Source organism: Nostoc sp., from assembly GCF_036919595.1.
Classification (GTDB): Bacteria; Cyanobacteriota; Cyanobacteriia; order Cyanobacteriales; family Nostocaceae; genus Nostoc.
In genome coordinates, this window is record NZ_JBALCO010000146.1 from 1 (window position 1) to 16,510 (window position 16,510).

Annotated in this window: 16 protein-coding genes; 8 read left to right on the forward strand and 8 right to left on the reverse strand. The window is 38.9% G+C overall.

Features of this window, described 5'->3' with window-relative positions; translation table 11 throughout:
• Positions 1-192: hypothetical protein (locus V7K21_RS22185; RefSeq protein WP_335177368.1), on the forward strand; the 192-nt coding region annotated here is incomplete at its 5' end.
• A 202-nt stretch (positions 193-394) separates the two neighbouring features.
• On the opposite strand, the gene V7K21_RS22190 is transcribed toward V7K21_RS22185, so the two are convergent.
• Positions 395-847: an Hsp20/alpha crystallin family protein gene (locus tag V7K21_RS22190; protein WP_335177369.1), complete on the reverse strand. Its 453-nt coding sequence runs from the start codon at positions 845-847 to the stop codon at positions 395-397.
• A 902-nt stretch (positions 848-1,749) separates the two neighbouring features.
• On the opposite strand from V7K21_RS22190, the gene V7K21_RS22195 reads away from it, so the two are divergent.
• Both V7K21_RS22195 and V7K21_RS22200 read left to right on the forward strand, forming a co-directional pair.
• The gene (locus tag V7K21_RS22195) at positions 1,750-2,145 is read left to right on the forward strand and encodes a hypothetical protein (RefSeq protein ID WP_335177370.1); all 396 of its coding nucleotides are present in this window, start codon (positions 1,750-1,752) and stop codon (positions 2,143-2,145) included.
• A 502-nt stretch (positions 2,146-2,647) separates the two neighbouring features.
• The gene (locus tag V7K21_RS22200) at positions 2,648-3,415 is read left to right on the forward strand and encodes a hypothetical protein (protein ID WP_335177371.1); all 768 of its coding nucleotides are present in this window, start codon (positions 2,648-2,650) and stop codon (positions 3,413-3,415) included.
• 73 nt (positions 3,416-3,488) lie between these two features.
• Here the strand turns inward: V7K21_RS22200 and V7K21_RS22205 are convergent, their stop codons facing one another.
• The 3 genes from V7K21_RS22205 to V7K21_RS22215 all read right to left on the reverse strand — a co-directional run bounded on the left by V7K21_RS22205 (position 3,489) and on the right by V7K21_RS22215 (position 5,681).
• Entirely contained in the window at positions 3,489-4,265 is a 777-nt protein-coding gene (locus V7K21_RS22205) for an MGMT family protein (protein WP_335177372.1), read from the reverse strand.
• 30 nt (positions 4,266-4,295) lie between these two features.
• A complete protein-coding gene (locus V7K21_RS22210) occupies positions 4,296-4,943 on the reverse strand; it encodes a PAP/fibrillin family protein (protein ID WP_335177373.1) in 648 nt (215 codons plus the stop codon).
• 114 nt (positions 4,944-5,057) lie between these two features.
• The gene (locus V7K21_RS22215) at positions 5,058-5,681 is read right to left on the reverse strand and encodes a hypothetical protein (RefSeq protein WP_335177374.1); all 624 of its coding nucleotides are present in this window, start codon (positions 5,679-5,681) and stop codon (positions 5,058-5,060) included.
• Between the two features lie 876 nt (positions 5,682-6,557).
• Between V7K21_RS22215 and V7K21_RS22220 the strand changes: the two genes are divergently transcribed.
• Complete coding sequence (locus tag V7K21_RS22220; protein ID WP_335177375.1) at positions 6,558-6,857, forward strand: hypothetical protein; 300 nt, start codon at positions 6,558-6,560, stop codon at positions 6,855-6,857.
• A 328-nt stretch (positions 6,858-7,185) separates the two neighbouring features.
• Here the strand turns inward: V7K21_RS22220 and surE are convergent, their stop codons facing one another.
• Positions 7,186-7,866 (reverse strand): 5'/3'-nucleotidase SurE, encoded by a 681-nt coding sequence (surE, locus tag V7K21_RS22225; RefSeq protein WP_335177376.1) that lies wholly within the window; start codon positions 7,864-7,866, stop codon positions 7,186-7,188.
• Positions 7,867-8,250: 384 nt separating this feature from the next.
• Between surE and psb32 the strand changes: the two genes are divergently transcribed.
• Positions 8,251-8,982, forward strand: a complete 732-nt coding sequence (psb32, locus tag V7K21_RS22230; protein ID WP_335177377.1) for a photosystem II repair protein Psb32 — start codon at positions 8,251-8,253, stop codon at positions 8,980-8,982.
• A gap of 96 nt (positions 8,983-9,078) precedes the next feature.
• Here psb32 and V7K21_RS22235 read toward each other — a convergent pair whose 3' ends face one another.
• Complete coding sequence (locus tag V7K21_RS22235; RefSeq protein WP_335177378.1) at positions 9,079-9,462, reverse strand: DUF4346 domain-containing protein; 384 nt, start codon at positions 9,460-9,462, stop codon at positions 9,079-9,081.
• 388 nt (positions 9,463-9,850) lie between these two features.
• Between V7K21_RS22235 and V7K21_RS22240 the strand changes: the two genes are divergently transcribed.
• Positions 9,851-9,997 (forward strand): hypothetical protein, encoded by a 147-nt coding sequence (locus V7K21_RS22240; protein WP_335177379.1) that lies wholly within the window; start codon positions 9,851-9,853, stop codon positions 9,995-9,997.
• A gap of 128 nt (positions 9,998-10,125) precedes the next feature.
• On the opposite strand, the gene V7K21_RS22245 is transcribed toward V7K21_RS22240, so the two are convergent.
• Both V7K21_RS22245 and V7K21_RS22250 read right to left on the reverse strand, forming a co-directional pair.
• A complete protein-coding gene (locus V7K21_RS22245; RefSeq protein ID WP_335177380.1) occupies positions 10,126-11,304 on the reverse strand; it encodes a GNAT family N-acetyltransferase in 1,179 nt (392 codons plus the stop codon).
• Between the two features lie 143 nt (positions 11,305-11,447).
• On the reverse strand, positions 11,448-12,188 hold the full coding sequence (locus V7K21_RS22250) for a RibD family protein (RefSeq protein WP_335177381.1): 741 nt from the start codon (positions 12,186-12,188) through the stop codon (positions 11,448-11,450).
• 297 nt (positions 12,189-12,485) lie between these two features.
• Between V7K21_RS22250 and V7K21_RS22255 the strand changes: the two genes are divergently transcribed.
• Both V7K21_RS22255 and V7K21_RS22260 read left to right on the forward strand, forming a co-directional pair.
• Complete coding sequence (locus V7K21_RS22255; RefSeq protein ID WP_335177382.1) at positions 12,486-14,612, forward strand: ATP-binding protein; 2,127 nt, start codon at positions 12,486-12,488, stop codon at positions 14,610-14,612.
• A gap of 654 nt (positions 14,613-15,266) precedes the next feature.
• The gene (locus V7K21_RS22260) at positions 15,267-16,262 is read left to right on the forward strand and encodes a PleD family two-component system response regulator (RefSeq protein ID WP_335177383.1); all 996 of its coding nucleotides are present in this window, start codon (positions 15,267-15,269) and stop codon (positions 16,260-16,262) included.
• Positions 16,263-16,510 lie beyond the last annotated feature (248 nt).

Sequence of the window (16,510 nt, forward strand, 5' to 3'; positions counted from 1 at the left end):
TACTTTACACTGCTTTACAATTTTTCATCAACTATCTTGACTTTTGGAAAGCTGATACAAGTTATTAGTTTTACTTATTTAAAGGTAAGAAGGTGGGTAGATATAGTTCAACCCAGGCATCGGGCTTTGCGATTGCGTACCCACCCGGCAGAGGCGATCGCACCCTTGGGTTGTGTTATCTATATACAGTAGGATTCCTTTACAAACTTTAAAAAAAGGCGATGTCTACGACGGGCTACGCCTACGCCCTCCAGTTATTTTAAATAATTCATACACACAGCACTTACGCGCCAATTCCAGATAATTGTTACAAAAAAGCCCGGTTACTATCGTGACCGGGTTTTTAGCTATCTCAATCTATTAAAGGAGGTAGAGTAATCTGAATCACTAGCTATTAGGCAGCAGGTTGTTCCAAATTAACCTTGACAACTTTGTTCTTTTCTTGCTCAGTTTTAGGCAATGTCAGATTCAAGATTCCATCTTTATAATTTGCCGTAACGTTAGTATTTTGAATCCGAGCAGATAGAGGAATTACGCGTTTGAATTTCCCGTAGTGAAACTCACTTTTGGTAATACCTTTTTCCTGAGTTTTAGTTTCAGACTTCCGCTCAACGCTAACATAAACAGCGTTTTCTGTAACTTGTACATCCAAGTCTTTAGCTTCTATTCCTGGAAGTTCTAGCTTCAGATGAATAGCATCTTCAGTTTCTTGTATCTCAGCTGCAGGAACTTTGCTCAAGCCTTTATCTAACAATGCAGATGGTACTCTGGTATCTTCAAATAAATTATTGAGTTGACGTTGTAGAGTGTCAATTTCTCTCCAATAATTCCAACGAACTAATGTCATAAATCTTCCTCGCATCAAATAGCTTTTGTTTAATCAGATTTGCACTTCAGTTAGTGCTCACATATTCATATTATGTAGAGTTAAGCCTGGTGTCTATTCGGTTATTAGCACCAAGTGATTGATGATTACCGTCTTCAATTAGACATGAAATATAATTACGGTTTGCCCTAATTTGTATGTTCGGTAAACCCGAATCAAAAAATATATTTCAAGCATAGTTAATCAATAAATTTGCTGTTGAAGGAGATAGTGCAAAAATGCGATGCCTGCGTTAGGCTACGCCTTCGACTGAGTAATAGCGCTGCATAATTTTTTAGATTACCTCAGTTAAATACATACAGCAGATTTCAAGTTTGTGAGTTCAAAAAATACCCCACCTGCGCTGTCGCCCATCCTCCCCGATGCCTTGGGGAGGGGTGTACTTTATTTACTTGCAAAGCGCTGTATATGTTCAAGTTTGTCCTAAACTTTACTCCCGATTTATTAACCAACACAGCATCAATAATGAAACTCTTTCCCTTGCTCAATTTTGCACATATTGTTGATTTTAATGTCCTATTTAGAATTGCTAGGATTCAAATAGCCACTTATAGCAAGAGTGGCACATCAATCAACACAGCTATCAAATCTAATATTTTACGCAGCCATTCTCCAAATATCAATTATTTGAAACCCTTTAATACTGCTGTTCTTGCTTATCACATTATGGGTCTTAGCAACTTTGAATGAGCTGTAGGATAGGTTCAATTTTTCAGTTCTTACGCTCAATTATATCACCCTAATGGGTGAGGAATAAATCAACCGTTCAGGTGACCTGAGTGCAGGAAGTTGGGACTGATAAAAAATAATACTCTATTACTCAATAATACTAATTGTACTTTACTTTAACTAAGAATAACCCGATGAAATTCTCTATCTTTATAGATTCTGTACTTATTGTTGGTTCTATTGCTTTATTACCTGCAATCGGTGGCGCTCAAACAGCTACTAACAATAGTGGCAAACTTATCACTATCAACTATAACAATTTATTCACTCATTCTGTGAACGTCAGCTACCTGAAACCCTTTGATGTTGCATTTCTAGCTTATCAAGGTAACCTGAAATCACAGGGTATTCCTAGTGGTAGTGCTTTGGTATCTCAATACCAAATAGGAAAACTCACTGCACTAGATGTGGTTAAGGCTGCTGTCAATGCTAAAAAGTTACCAGCACAAGTTTTAAATGATACAGGTTACCTAAACGCTGTCGATTCGCAACTGACATCATTCGGTAACACTAATGATTTATCTTACTAAATACAGTATTGCAGAGGTTCGTAATGGATTTATGAAATGCCATACTATCATATCGTTGCTTTGACAAGAAAATGCGTCACCAGAGAGGAAAAGCTGCTGTCTCCCTCACTATCCCATTACCAAAAATTGCTTTAACCCCTCCAAGATTGGAGGGGTTTTTAGTTGGGGCTACAGTTGCTGCTCTCTGAGAGGAAAGTGCGATCGCCTTGTTTTTTTCAATTTAAACCTAATATTTACTTATTAAATGCTTGTATAGCAATACTTTTGGGTTAGTGTGGCTCTGCTGTGACGAACTATCATATTATCGTGCTACCACCAAGGTAGCCCGTCGTACCCCTACAATACAAGCAAGCTACACGTAGCGTCTGGCAAAGAAGACATCCTTCGGGGGTGGGGTAGCCCATCACCTCCTGGAAAAAAGGGTCGTGTAATAAATTATTTACTGTTCTATCAAATTAACGTTGTTAAGTAACTCAGCAGGTGTAGTTCTCACCTCCAGGCTGTGTTAAATATTGTGGCGCAAAACAGGAGTATAGATACGTTGCAAAAGCTTTCTCCAGAATCTCCTCTATTTGTTTTGTTAATTATTATTAGTTTTCTAGTAGTAACTTTATCAACTTGGTTATCATCTAAACCATTTGTTTTAAAACCATTTGGACTTAATGATATTATCCAGTTACTCACATTACAGTTATTTATTTCTCTGTTGCTAGAGCGTTCTTTAGAAGTTTTTATAACTACTTGGCGAGGCCCATTCGTTGAGCAATTAGATATTAGTATTCAGCAAGAAAAGGCTCTCATGTCTGAGAAAATAAGACTTATGGAAGTCCAACAGAAACAGTTTTCTTCTTTGGAATTAAATCAAGTCAGCGGACTACCGCCTGAAGGAATGAGTTTAGAAGAACAAATCATCCAAAATTTTACACGAAATCAACAAGACTCATTAAAAATTTTCCAGCCACAAATTGATGATTTAAATGAAAAAGAGCGTCAAAGAACAGCCTATAAATCTGATACACGAATAATTGCTTTATGGACATCTCTTTTATTCGGTCTTTTAATAAGCGCAATAGGTATTCGCTCAATCGAACCACTTGTAGTTATTGATTTAGATAATCCAATACAAGTAGTTCTTTTCCGTTGTTTAGATGCATTGCTTACAGGAGGCTTAATTGCAGGAGGTAGTGAGGGAATCCATAAGCTCATAAAAGTTTTTATCGACTTTATGGAAGTTACATCTAAACAAATTAAAAATCAAGGATTATCTTGACAGAATGAAGGATTTCACCCTGCACAATCCAGTATATAATTGCAAATATCCATGAAAATTATATTAGTAATAACTATTTTAGATATATAGTGTCATCTTCCCATAAAGAATCTTTAATATCTACAAAAGTTTTATTTAATTTGCTCAATAAATCTTCTTCAGATAAAACCTTAACTCCTTCATTTTCCAACTTATTTTTTTGTTGATTAACATAAGTTATCAAATAAGCTTTAGAATCTAATATTCTATGTACCGGATAATCAGCCGCCGAGGTTTTTTTAAGGTATGTAGGAATAGCTCTTAGATAGCTATTATCTACTCCCATGCCTCTGATTATCTGTTTATATGTAACTACTTTACCACTGGGAATTTTGATAATAAAATTTAGGAACCGTTCATAGGGATTTTCAGATAATGCAGGAAATTTATTAGCTTGAACCTGAAAATTACTACCAACCTGGATTTTACCTGATTTAATAACTACGCCTAAAATTCCTCTTTTCCCTTGGATACTTTTTAATGATTCTACTAAGTGGGCTATTCGTTTACACGGTTCGCAGTGAAAAGTTAGACGAATTGCCGCACCACTTTCAAAGGTTAGCAGAGATCCAGGGATAAAATTATCAAATTCTATCCCTGTAATCACAATATTTTCTCGTAATTCTCCTGGTTTAATTGATAAGTCGAAAATATCTTCATACCTAACAATTAAAACTGGCCTGGGACTTAGAGGATCGGCATTAACATCTTCTTCTATACCATAACCTACCCTTAAATTTAATGTTTTAAACTCTACCATCGCAGAACCTGGTTTTACCTTGGTGAAAAGATGCATTATTGAAAGAGCCATATTCATTCGACGGTGCGATTAATTTCCAATTTAGGAGGTGAAGTCAGGTAAATCATTGGATTTACTAAGAATGAATAAACTTCCATCTCCTCCACGTCCAACTCTTAAGGTTTCATCTAAGTAAGTAATGTCCAGTGTGGCATTTCTGTTAGTAGGATTATTTGCTGGGACAACCTTAAATTGGTTGAGTTGAGGGGTATTAATGCCGATAATTTTCTCAATCGATAGGCAGCGTTTGTCAAAATAGACGTTGAGGCGTTTGTTCGCTAAAGGCTCTAAAACTTCTTTGGCTGGCTCAAAGCTAGCTGTAACTTTGACATATCCTGATACTAGCCCCAGAGAATGTTTAACTTTAGCTAGATTGAAAAACAATTTATTTGCAACATCAATCACTTGATAAACTTTACCCAGCTTTAATCCCAATGGCAGAGAAACTAAAGAACGGATTTCTCTCGCAGTGGAGTATTGCAGTTGCCAAGCTCCATTCAGTAAATAAGTAGCGTTGACAAGAGGATTGAGATTGGGATTGACGCTCTCCAGCTCCGTCGTCAATTGTTCAATTTCTTTAACTAAAGTTTTATCTAGCTTAAAATCGGTAATGGGATAACCATCGTCCTTGGTTTGAATCTTCTCAAGCTTGGCTTGTAATTTTTCTTTAATTAAGAGTTGATTGTTCAATGGTTGAAGATTCTCCTTTAGAGAATGTTTTAAAAGTTACTATTGATGTATCAAATACTTTTAGACTCTCCTAAATTCACGCCACGTGCTTCTCCCAACCTTATCTAGATGAGATTAGTCAATGAGTTGTGGGGTGGGAATTTGCGTATCGATATCTGCTTGGGACAAAGTTGGGAGCAACCAGCCGCTCTCACCCGCCTTGAATATTTTGGCAGGTTCAACATTGAATTCAATTACACCAGTGGCTGGATTGGTTCTAGCAATAGACTGTGTACCATCGACAAACTTGACGGCGATTGGTTGGGTCAGTTGTTGTGGTTGAGCGTTCGGGCTTAAAACCACTTGAGAACCTGAGGGTAAGTAAATATCATCGCAATCCCAATCATCATCCGTGATTGTTCCTGCGCCCAAGAAGTAGAGTTGGGTTGGAGATTTTTTTGGTTTATTGGCATAGACAGCCAATGTCTTTCCAGTTCCATTGCGGCACTGTGCCCGCTTTCTAGCTGTTTCTATGATATTTTTCTGAAACTGCAATTGTGCCAGTCGCTGCTGGAACTGCTCAGATGTATAGCCAGCTTGCTCAGGTGTATCCTTCACAGTTAGAAGTTGATTAAGCGCCTGAGTTACCTCAGCATAGTCAGCCCCCTTAGTAAAATCCTTGCCAGCCCAAGCGGGTTGAGCAATTACCAGGTTCACCATCAACACAAGAGTGACAAGAACAATTTTGAGAAACTGCATACTGTTCTCCTTTTTTTGAAATTAGTGTTCAGTACCACTGAAACTTTACCAGATTTCAAAACCTTGAAAATTTTGACTGGATCAGCAATATTGATCGCGATCGCACTAAATAATAGCCGTAAAATTAATAGTCCTATAAGCTCTCCCCAATGTCCAAATAACACTTAAATTTATGCTGTACTGAACCAATATAAGTAAACTTTGTATCTTAACTTAGATAAATAGCACTTAGCAAAATGTTTGTTACTAATATTTAGTGAATTAGTCGAGCTAAATGTTAAGTAACAAGGGTATAATTACTGAGACTTAATTAGACTAGAAACTTAGCTTAATTAAAAGTATCGATTTTAACCATCTATTTACTTAATCTTCGTTAAGTTTTTGGTAAGCACAATTTTGGATAAATTGAAGCTGATTTTTCTTAACTATATCTTGGGAGGGGTGACTAATAATTTTAGATATGTAGTTAAAAACTCATTAACTGACAAATATGAATGCGTTGCACTCTAACCTGCCCTGCAATAAATTGATTGCTCATAGCTCAAGTCCATTAAAGTGAACCTAAAAGTATATCTAGTCTACTTTAGCAGACTTAAGCTATTAGCTTGGGAATTGATTCCCAACCGGGACGAAAGCGAAGGGACAAGACTTTGAGAATTTTTGTCAGTCAACCAGGATCAAGAAACTTGATTAAGAATTGTCATCAATTAATTACGTATAAGTAGCTAAACACAACATTGGGTAAAAGCATCAAAGAACAAAATCATACATCTTATCGGAATGACAGTGTTATTTAATATTTGTACTGAAATTAATTATTTGAATTCGTATTAGGAATTGTACTAAGATGCTCTTTCAAAATTAGGGTATAAAGAAATGATTTCAGCAGGAGTCGAAGTAAAAATAAATCGCTTGGAATCTATTGTTGAGCAAATAGGGGAAGCAGTACTTTCTACGACTGAAACAATTGAGCGTCTTGCAGAAAGATTGGAGACTCTCAGCATCCAAGTTGAAGCACAGGGACAGCAGGTGCAACAGCAAGGCTACCAAATTATTGCGTTATGTGATGCTGTACAGACTCTTGCAGAATCTCATCATGATTCACTGCAAAAACTCAACCAACTGACACAAACTGTAGATCGGTTTATGTCCTTAATTCAAGCATTGGATGAATAATAGCAATTTTGGGTTTCGGTGAAGCAGCACGGTCTTCTCATACAGCCCTTCTCCTACAGACGCTACGCGACCGGGCATCCTACGGCAGACGTTAGCCTCTCCTTTGGTATCTGGGGAACCACTCCTTGGTGGTTCCAAGAGTTGAGTTGGCGTGAGACGGTGTGCCGCAGCGCAGCTAAACTGAGTCTTCGTACTCCTACAGGGAGCTTGCTACGCCTTGGTCTGGTAGAAAGTGTCTGGGGGCTTCCACGCCAGTTGGAACAAGAGTCGCTCCCCATGAGTGACTGCACCAAGCCCAAGGAATTCAATCGTCACTGTTAACTAAATGTCAAACCTTTAACTGAGTTACTGCAATATTGCCAGAAAAACATACATCCACATCGCTACCAGGAGTGCGATCGCGTTTGCCATATTCTCCTACATAATAAAAATCATTGCCTTCAATTCGATAGTTGACAGGCAAAGGTTTGGTACATGCTTGGCAAAACACCACATTAGGATCTGGTTCTCCTGGTTGCAAATGAGGCAAATTCACATTCCAGAAGCTTCCCGGTTCTAAGGGACGTTTGAGTAAATCCGCTAAAACTTCAGCTGTCAATTTGGCAGCCATATCCCAATCAAAATTCTGCTTGGCTTTGCGATAATGGGAAATGGCAACTCCGGGAATACCGTGCATTGCGGCTTCCCGCACGGCAGCTACTGTGCCAGAAATGTAGCTATCGACTCCCAAGTTGCCCCCAGCGTTGATACCTGAAAGCACAAATTTGACATCCGCATTGATTTGTGTTATAGCGATTCTCACACAATCTGCGGGAGTGCCTGCGATCGCATATTCAGTCTCAGAACGTCGCTGGAGGTTAATAGCACGAGTGGTGGTAACTTGATGTCCACAGCCAGACTGATGATCAGCAGGAGCAGCGATAATAACATTTTTGCCATTTACAGCTTTGATCAGCGCTTTTATACCAGGAGCGTCAATGCCGTCGTCGTTAGTTAAAATTATGGTCATGTATACATTATATTGATATAAGTTTAGCTAAAATATTAGAAAAATGCAGATATCGCCCATTGATGGCTACAGCAGAAAAAACTACTTGCAGATATAAAAAAATATCCTTGATGCTGCCAAAAATATTGGTTATAGGATATCATCTCTAGATGGTTTGCAAATTCCGCCCTAAGTATTTGGGTTAATTCCCAAAATGGGCGGTATTTCTTGTCAGGTTAATGCTTGCAGCCGCGATCAGAACAAATTTGTCCAATCAAAAAATCCCTTAAAATATATATCTGCTGGCAATAGCAGAAACTTCATACTGGAGAAAACCGGGAATGAAGTGATTTTTACAATAGTTCTGTAGTATTTTTGGTGCAAGTCTGTCTTAGGGTTCATACGATGAAACAGCTTCTTAAACAAGTATTTAGCAGTCAAAAACACCTCATCCGGTTAATTCTACCTTTGGTGACGGTTATTATAACAGCTTCGCTGTTTACCACACCTGCTTTAGCCACAGGTGTGAATCAAATATCCAACCTCACAGCAGGAAATGACACCTGGGTTTTGGATCAAGGTGAAGTCATCAGCCGTCTGAATGAAGGTAAGATTAGCAGCGCCTTCAAGGATTTGGCGAAGCAAACAGATAAGGAAGTCAGAATAGTTACTGTTCGCCGTCTCGACTACGGTGAAACACCGGAAAGCTTCACCAAAGAGTTGTTTGAAAAATGGTTTCCCACAAAATCAGCCCAGGCTAATCAAACCTTATTGGTTGTTGATACGGTTACTAATGGTACTGCGATTATTACTGGAGATCAAGTTAAGCCTTTACTCACTGACTCTATTGCCGAAAGTGTAGCTACTGAAACAGTAAGTGTACCGTTACGTAATGGTAACAAATACAATCAGGCATTTCTAGATGCAAGCGATCGCCTTGTTGCCGTCCTCTCTGGGAAAGCCGATCCAGGACCACCCGAAATAATTGACAATGTACAGGTAGAAGGCACGTTCAAGAAAGCAGAAGAAACTGACCAAGGTAACGCTACTGCTTGGGTAGTAGGATTGTTAATTGCCGCCACCGTTATCCCAATGGCGACTTACTACATCTATCAGATAAATCAGCCATCATCTTGATGGGTAATGGGAGAGTTGTTCAATTTTAGATTTTTAATTTTGGATTTTGGATTGAAAGAAAAATCTAAAATCTAAAATCTAAAATCTAAAATTGGCTTAATCTTGAACATACTGTTGCTCTGTGATTAAAGCCACCTCAGCCCGAACAAATTCTCGGCCCAAATAAGCTGCATGATTTAATTGAGTAACAGGAGGGGGCTGAGTTTGTTCAAAAATCTTCACGCAAAGTTCTTTCGCCGTCCTCCCATTAAAAACCGTCGTGGAAGTTCGTTCTACCTTTTCTCGTGCAGGAATTACCTTTCCCGTTTCTGGATCGACAGCTAAACCACGCTCATCAATCACATTTGTGAAATGCTTGGCATAAATTAACCTTGCGTCTCGATCCAAGTAAATAATGAAATATCCACCGGGGTCAAGGTCAATATGACGCTGGGAAAGTTTATCATCAATTGTAGCTAAATCTTCAATTATTAAATCCATAAGCACTTTAAAAAGCAAATTTCTTTCTTCAAGATTTTTACACCTATATCAAGTGTAATTCCTATCTTACTTAGCATTCTTTATATCTTTAATATATTTGTGATTCTTTTTACTTAAAAGTAAAAACATATTGTTCTAAATTATACTTTCATTCTGAAAGCATCCTGCAAAAATACTAGTATATAAATTTCTTGAAGCCATAGTTAGAAAAAAAACTATATACTCACCTCTGAATTAAATTTCAAAGCTCTGTTAAAGGCTTACTCAATTTAGTTTCTAATCATGAATCATCAACAAAGGTCAGCATCAAGAAGCAATTGCTGAATACACGTAAGCAATCAAGCTTGATCCTAACTATGCTGAAGCTTATGCTTTTCGAGGTAATGCATTGGTTTTAGAAAAAGCACAAAAGAGGATTGAAGATGCCGAAAAGGCTATTGCTATTTACAATTGCAGAGGAGATTCAGTAAGGGCATCTATGGTGCAGCAACTAGCAGAAAATATCCGCCGAGGCTTTGAAGAGGGTGAATTTTGAGGAATGGTGGCAGAAATTGGGATTTGCTAGCAGTCAAATTCCATAATTATAACAATTAGGATTAGCATCTGTTTGCCGAGTAAAGCTTAATTATTCGGCAAACTCTGCTACAAAAGTAACTCTTTGCTTCAACCACCTTTCTCACTAAATGGCAACTCTGCATTAATTGCCTCGATCTCCTGTTGTTCGAGTTGATTCACTTCCTTAATATAAGGAAGTAAAATTTGTCCTAAACGATTATTGTAAAAGCGGTGCAGGCTGTGATTAGGCATAGCGGGGAAACCGCGCCGTTTTTTGTGGCGTCCACCCGCACCAGGGTCAAAAAGTTGGATACCGTTAGCGATCGCCCACTCAATCGGCGTATAATAGCAAGCATCAAAATGTAAGCAATCTATTTCTTGGAAACTCCCCCAATAGCGTCCATAGAGTTTCTCACCTTTAAACAAACAAAAGGACATTCCTAAAGGATGAGAGTTATCTTGCTCGCTATATGCAGCAATAAACAAGACTCGATGGCGATAATCGGTGTTTAGCTGCTCAAAAAACCGCTGTGTGAGATACTTGCTACCCCACCAGCCAAATTTATCACAGGTGTCAGCATAGAACTGGTACATCAAAGGAAATAAAGACTGAGGAATTTCATCACCAGTCAACGCTTGCAATCGTAAACCTGCTTTCTCCACAGCTTTGCGTTCCCGCTTGATATTGCGGCGCTGATTGGCATTAAACACCTTCAAGTAGTCATCAAAAGTTTTAAAGCCAGCATTTTCCCAGACGTAGCTGTGGTGCAGCCAAGTTGTAAAGCCGTGCCGTTCCAGCATCGGACGCCATTGGGGATCGACGTAGAGAAAATGACATCCAGAAATTCGATTTTTGGAGCAAAAAGTGTCAATTTCATGCACCATCATCGCTGTGATTTCGTCCTCATCTTCTCCTGGGGCAATTAAGAACCGATAACCTTCAGCAGGAGTAAATGGTGTCATTCCCAGCAATTTTGGGTAATACTGGACTCCGATGCGATCGGCTAACTCTGCCCATTGGTGATCGAAAATAAATTCACCAGAACTGTGTCCTTTGAGATAAAGTGGCGCAGCGGCAATCAGCGTTCTATCTCGCCACAATGTCAAGTGATTTGGCAACCAACCAGTTTTAGCCGTGGCACTATGGGAGGTTTCGATATTGTTTAGCCACTCCCATTCTAAAAACGGCGTTTTGAGTGGCATTGCCAAAGCATTCCAGGCATCTTGGGGTACTTGGGCAATTTTGTTCGTCCAAACGACAGAATAGCGAGGCTTAAGTTGTTCCACTTTTTAGGGACTGGGGACTGGGGACTAGGGACTAGGGACTAGGGACTAGGGACTGGGGAGTAGGAGGATAAGGAGAATATCCATACCCGATGCTAAATACCCAGTACCCAATCCCCAGTCCGCAATCCCTTATTTAGCGTAATCTAATCTGCTGGTCGTTGCAGGCGATAGTGCAAAAACACTTCTTGCTCAACTGTATGAACTTCTAAAAGTTGCAGCTTGGGAGCTAAATCCGATAAAAATCCTTTCCCTTCAACGGGTGTGGGTGCGGTATTACCACCTAAAATCAGCGGACAGATAGTCAGCCATAATTCATCGATTAAATCTAATCCCAGCAAAGAAGCGACTAATTCACCTCCACCCAAGATTGCCAAGCGTGTTATATGTAGAGTGGCTAGATGCTTCAAAGCGGCGGGAATGTCAATTTCTCGCGTTGGTGTTTCAAAAACCAGAATCTGCTCAAATTCTGGAGGGCACTCCTGTGCTACGGTTCCCAGAGTTGAAGAAAGTGTCTGTAAGCGTCCTTTCCATGAAAGTGCTCCCGCTGTTGTCGTGAGTAGCCAGCGTCTAACTGGTTGCTTAAAAAAGCGAATTTCCGGATTGAGGTTTGCAGAGTGTGTAGTCACTATATAAACTGGCTGTGGAGGCTTCCCTGCTTGTGCCCGAAGTTCCACTAGAGTTGGATTTGATACAGGAAGTGTTGTTCCGTAGGCGTGCAGAGTACCAGCACCGAATAAAACTGCATCAGAGGCAGCGATTTGTTTTTCTAAGTGTGCTTTATCAACCTTTGAGCCAAACCGAGCAGGCGATCGCCTAAAATCCGCTATCTTGCCATCTGCACTCATTGCTAAAACAACTGTAGTATGAGGACGATCTTGCAACATTAGATTGATTTGATAGTTTGAATATTTTCTTTGCTTGTGCGTAGATTCTCAAAAAAATCCATGCTTGCAAGCTACCGTTTTACAATTTCAATACTGTATTTATATGCAACCCAAAGCGCTTTTACATCTTTTAGCATATATGAGTTTTGGTATCCCACGTTTCTTTTTGAATTATAGCAATTTGTTATTTTTAAACATTGAAAATAAAATTCTGATAATTTAATAAAATGTCTCATCTAGCTAGTCTAATTACATATCTTTGCTGTTGTGTTTTGCAGATGCAAAGTGAGACACTCGATGACTAATTCCCGCCAATCTTCCTTTCGTCGAATTTTAGTAACGAGAATACTGCTGCTGTTCGTTCCAGTTTTACTTATAGGCGAGATTGTTGCCTTGAATAAGGCACGTTCTAGCATATTGGGAACTGCACGTCAAAATTTAACAGAAAGCGCCATCAGTAAAGGGGAGAGAATTGGAGATGCGATCGCTATCTTAAAAGCTAATTTGCTGAGTGTAAGTAAAACAACGGTGATTCCGTCGGGTTCGCCTATACAAGAGCAAGAAATTCTCACGCAGTTAAGGCAACAACTTCCAGCCAGTATTGAGTGCATCCAATTAACGAATCTCCTAAACCAGAAGATAATTGCTAGTAGCTGTGGGGATCAAGCAATTGGAGAATTGAGATTACCTTTGCCTAGTGACGGAATTGACGTTAAAGCAATCTTCCCGCCAAACACAGGAATAACTGGAAAAAGAAACACACAAAATCAACTGCGATTAATGTTATCTGCACCAGTCGCCGATAGCCGAAGAAATTTATACAGCTTGAGTATTCAGTCTGCGTTGTACCAACAAATCATAAATCCGCCGGGATCGCTCACAGGCGCTATGGTAGTGATTGCTGAAGACGGGACAATTTTGGCGCACCCACTTGCAGACTGGGTGGGAACTAATATCAATCAGCACCCAAATGCTTCCCAACTCAAGAGCATAATTAAAAATGCAATTGCAGGACAAAACGATTCGATAAATTTGTCTTTTACAAAGGGGAAAGAATTAGTAGCTGGCTATACGGCTATTGCAAATCCCCTCACCCAACAGCAGCAGCAAAAATGGATAGTCTTAGCTGTTACTAGTGTCGATAATGCGCTTTTTGGTTTAGAGGAAATCAAACTAATTCTCATTGTTTTGACAGTTGGTTTGATTGGTACAAGTTTGTTAGCATCCCTATATCTAGCTCCTTACTTGGCACGTCCTGTAGAAGAATTGCGAGACTACGCTCTAAATATTCACTCTCACCACGCTGCACAGCCAGTTCCGCACAATTTTCAAATTCGGGAATTCAATCAACTAGCCCAAGCATTAGACCAAATGGTAGAACGGCTAAAAGCAGGGGCAGAAGAACTAGAAATAGCTTGGAAAGAAGCAAAAAGCGCTAACCAAATTAAAAGCCAGTTTTTGGCTACGACTTCTCATGAATTGAGAAACCCATTACATACTATTATTAACTGCATTCGCGTGGTTGAAGATGGATTATGTGATAGCCGGGAAGAAGAAATGGACTTCCTCAAACGTGCCGATGAAACAACGATTCATTTGCTAAGTATTATTAATGATTTACTCGACATTTCTAAAATCGAAGCAGGTAAGCTTTCTGTAGCCACCACACCTCTTGACCTCCGACAAATATTGCTAGAGGTGATTAATTTACAATCAGTTAATGTTCAACAAAAGGGCTTGCAATTAAAATGCGACTTAGATCCTAAACTGATACCAATTAAGGCAGACGCAGCAAAACTGAAGCAGGTGCTGATTAATGTTATCGGCAACGCCACTAAGTTCACCGACACAGGAAGCATCACCATTGCTACAGAAATTCAATATAGTACTGGTAAATCTCAAGTGGTGGTGATAGTCAAAGATACAGGTATAGGTATTGATCCAACTCAACAGCACAAACTATTTCGCCCCTTTGTAATGGTGAATGGCACAACCGCACGTCAGTTTGAAGGTACTGGGCTAGGACTAGCAATTTCACGAAACTTAATCGAACTCATGGGAGGCAGCATTACTCTTGAGAGTGTGGGACTTCATCAAGGTACGACACTGAAAATTACCTTACCTTTGATTGATATCTCGCTGTTACCTGTTCTAAAGAAAGAAGCAAATGTCGGGGATCTAGGATTTTCCTCTAGGAATGAGGAGGCGAAAGCAAGCCGCTACCCTAGCCTACAGGAGTCTGGCGGAAGTACCTCTTTAGGGATCAACAAGTCTGTGAAAGCAGGGGTAGACAAAGAGAAGTCCCCGAAATCCCAGTTGCTGTTTGGGAAGGAAACTTGCGAGATTCGTCTTTCGCCGCTGCAAACTATTCTGGTAAGTCTTCCAAAAGGAGAAGTTTGTGCGAATGGGACTTTCAAAAGGTAATCGTCACTTTGCTAAAATCTCGCTTTAATCTGAAATATTGCACTAGTACAGTACGGCGTAAATAGAGCAACCATTTAAAAACCCTAAAATGTCTATTCCGTAATACTTTTGAATGAGTGATTTCCGCCTTGCGGTACTAGTCCCAACAACCGCTTAGTAATGAATTCTAGGCTAATAGCTAAAAAAAGAGCATCAATGGCATAAGATGATCCATTTTTTAGCGAAATATTACAATAAATCCGCCGATTAATTTAATTAGTAGCAGAACAGCAATGTCCTGTGATTTGACTAACTTTTGCAAAAACCGTAATAGCGTTTGCCTTTATAAAAATAATCAATGCAATTGCTTGATATTTAGCTGTTTTAGCGGACGATATTAGATTTAAAGCTTAAATATTATTAATAAGTTTTGTAACGAAATCAAACTAAATTAATTTATATAAAACAAATAAAACTTTTGGCAATACGTAATTTTAGACATAAATTTGTCATACTTTTCTATAGTTAAAGAAAGCATCTAAAAATTGCTATGTCAAAAAGTTTGATGGACTCAATAGATATTGTTTCAAAATAGAGGCTATTTCAGCCTAAGTAATAAGCAAAATTGCAACTAAAAAATGATTGTAAAAGTTTTTCTATAAAGATGTATAAGATATGAGTATTTGCAGATCATGTTGTCAAAGCATTAGAGAAAAAGAAATAATAAAAACTGTTATTCAAACAAATCAAATTTTAATTTTAATTATTGACTATGAAGCAATTATCCGCAAGATACTGCGACTTTATCTAGAACAAGAGGGGTATCAAATAGTAGAAGCTCAAAGTGGTACAGAAGCATTAAGTATTTTTGAAAAACAGCACCCAGATATAGTAATACTCGACACCATTCTGCCAGATATGGATGGGTTCGAGTGTTGCATTCAGCTGCAATCTTTAGATGAGAGTAAATGCACTCCTATTTTAATGATTGCAGATATAGAAGATGATCAGTCAGTTGACCGTGCATTTGAAATGGGTGCAATAGACTATTTTACCAAACCGATTCACTTGCCAATGTTGCGACAACGAATAAAACGGATACTTGAGCAATCTCAGCTACAGAAAAAACTCATTGTTAAGAATCTAGAACTACAACGATTAGTTATTATCGATGAATTAACGCAAGTAGCTAACCGACGAGGATTTGAAGAGTATTTAGCTCAAGAGTGGCAGCGCATGGCAAGGGAGCAACAGCCTTTTTCCTTGATTATCTGGGACGTTGATTTTTTCAAATCTTACAATGATACTTATGGTCATCTTTCGGGCGATCGCTGTTTAAAAGAAATTGCAAAAACTATCAAAAATTTTTTGAAGCGTTCTACAGACCTAATTGCCCGTTATGGTGGAGAAGAATTTGCTGCGATATTGCCTAATACAGATGTGGAAGGGGCAACATCATTAGCCCAAACAATTTGCTCTGCTATTCGTACACTGGCAATTCCACATAGGAATTCATTAGTAAGCAGTCATGTTACTTTGAGCGCTGGGCTTGCTACAGCGATTCCTAGCCCTGGTTCTGATTTTGAACAAATAATTCTTGCCGCAGATCAGTCGTTATATCAGGCAAAGGCAGCAGGACGGAATCGTTTTCTGCATAACAGTTATCATTAAAGATTTCTATATTAAATCATTGGCAATTGAAAGGCTTACTTCCGTGGCACTTTCGCCCAAAGGGCTTTCATCGACGGAAGAGAGCTTTTATTACTTCTAAGAACCATTACAATAAATAACAAGATTCTTATGCTTTAAATACGTTTGCCTTGATAATAGACCTCTTGCAGAATTATTTTTATGTTATAATAGAAGGCTTTGCTTCCATACTAATGAGGTGGAATAATTGAGAAACGTGATACTTGGGT

Bases quoted from the DNA above. Each gene is read 5' to 3' on its own strand.
- V7K21_RS22190 (WP_335177369.1), bottom strand. From the start codon at position 847: ATGACATTAGTTCGTTGGAATTATTGGAGAGAAATTGACACTCTACAA.
- V7K21_RS22195 (WP_335177370.1), top strand. From the start codon at position 1,750: ATGAAATTCTCTATCTTTATAGATTCTGTACTTATTGTTGGTTCTATT.
- V7K21_RS22205 (WP_335177372.1), bottom strand. From the start codon at position 4,265: ATGGCTCTTTCAATAATGCATCTTTTCACCAAGGTAAAACCAGGTTCT.
- V7K21_RS22215 (WP_335177374.1), bottom strand. From the start codon at position 5,681: ATGCAGTTTCTCAAAATTGTTCTTGTCACTCTTGTGTTGATGGTGAAC.
- V7K21_RS22220 (WP_335177375.1), top strand. From the start codon at position 6,558: ATGATTTCAGCAGGAGTCGAAGTAAAAATAAATCGCTTGGAATCTATT.
- surE (WP_335177376.1), bottom strand. From the start codon at position 7,866: ATGACCATAATTTTAACTAACGACGACGGCATTGACGCTCCTGGTATA.
- psb32 (WP_335177377.1), top strand. From the start codon at position 8,251: ATGAAACAGCTTCTTAAACAAGTATTTAGCAGTCAAAAACACCTCATC.
- V7K21_RS22235 (WP_335177378.1), bottom strand. From the start codon at position 9,462: ATGGATTTAATAATTGAAGATTTAGCTACAATTGATGATAAACTTTCC.
- V7K21_RS22250 (WP_335177381.1), bottom strand. From the start codon at position 12,188: ATGTTGCAAGATCGTCCTCATACTACAGTTGTTTTAGCAATGAGTGCA.
- V7K21_RS22255 (WP_335177382.1), top strand. From the start codon at position 12,486: ATGACTAATTCCCGCCAATCTTCCTTTCGTCGAATTTTAGTAACGAGA.
- V7K21_RS22260 (WP_335177383.1), top strand. From the start codon at position 15,267: ATGAGTATTTGCAGATCATGTTGTCAAAGCATTAGAGAAAAAGAAATA.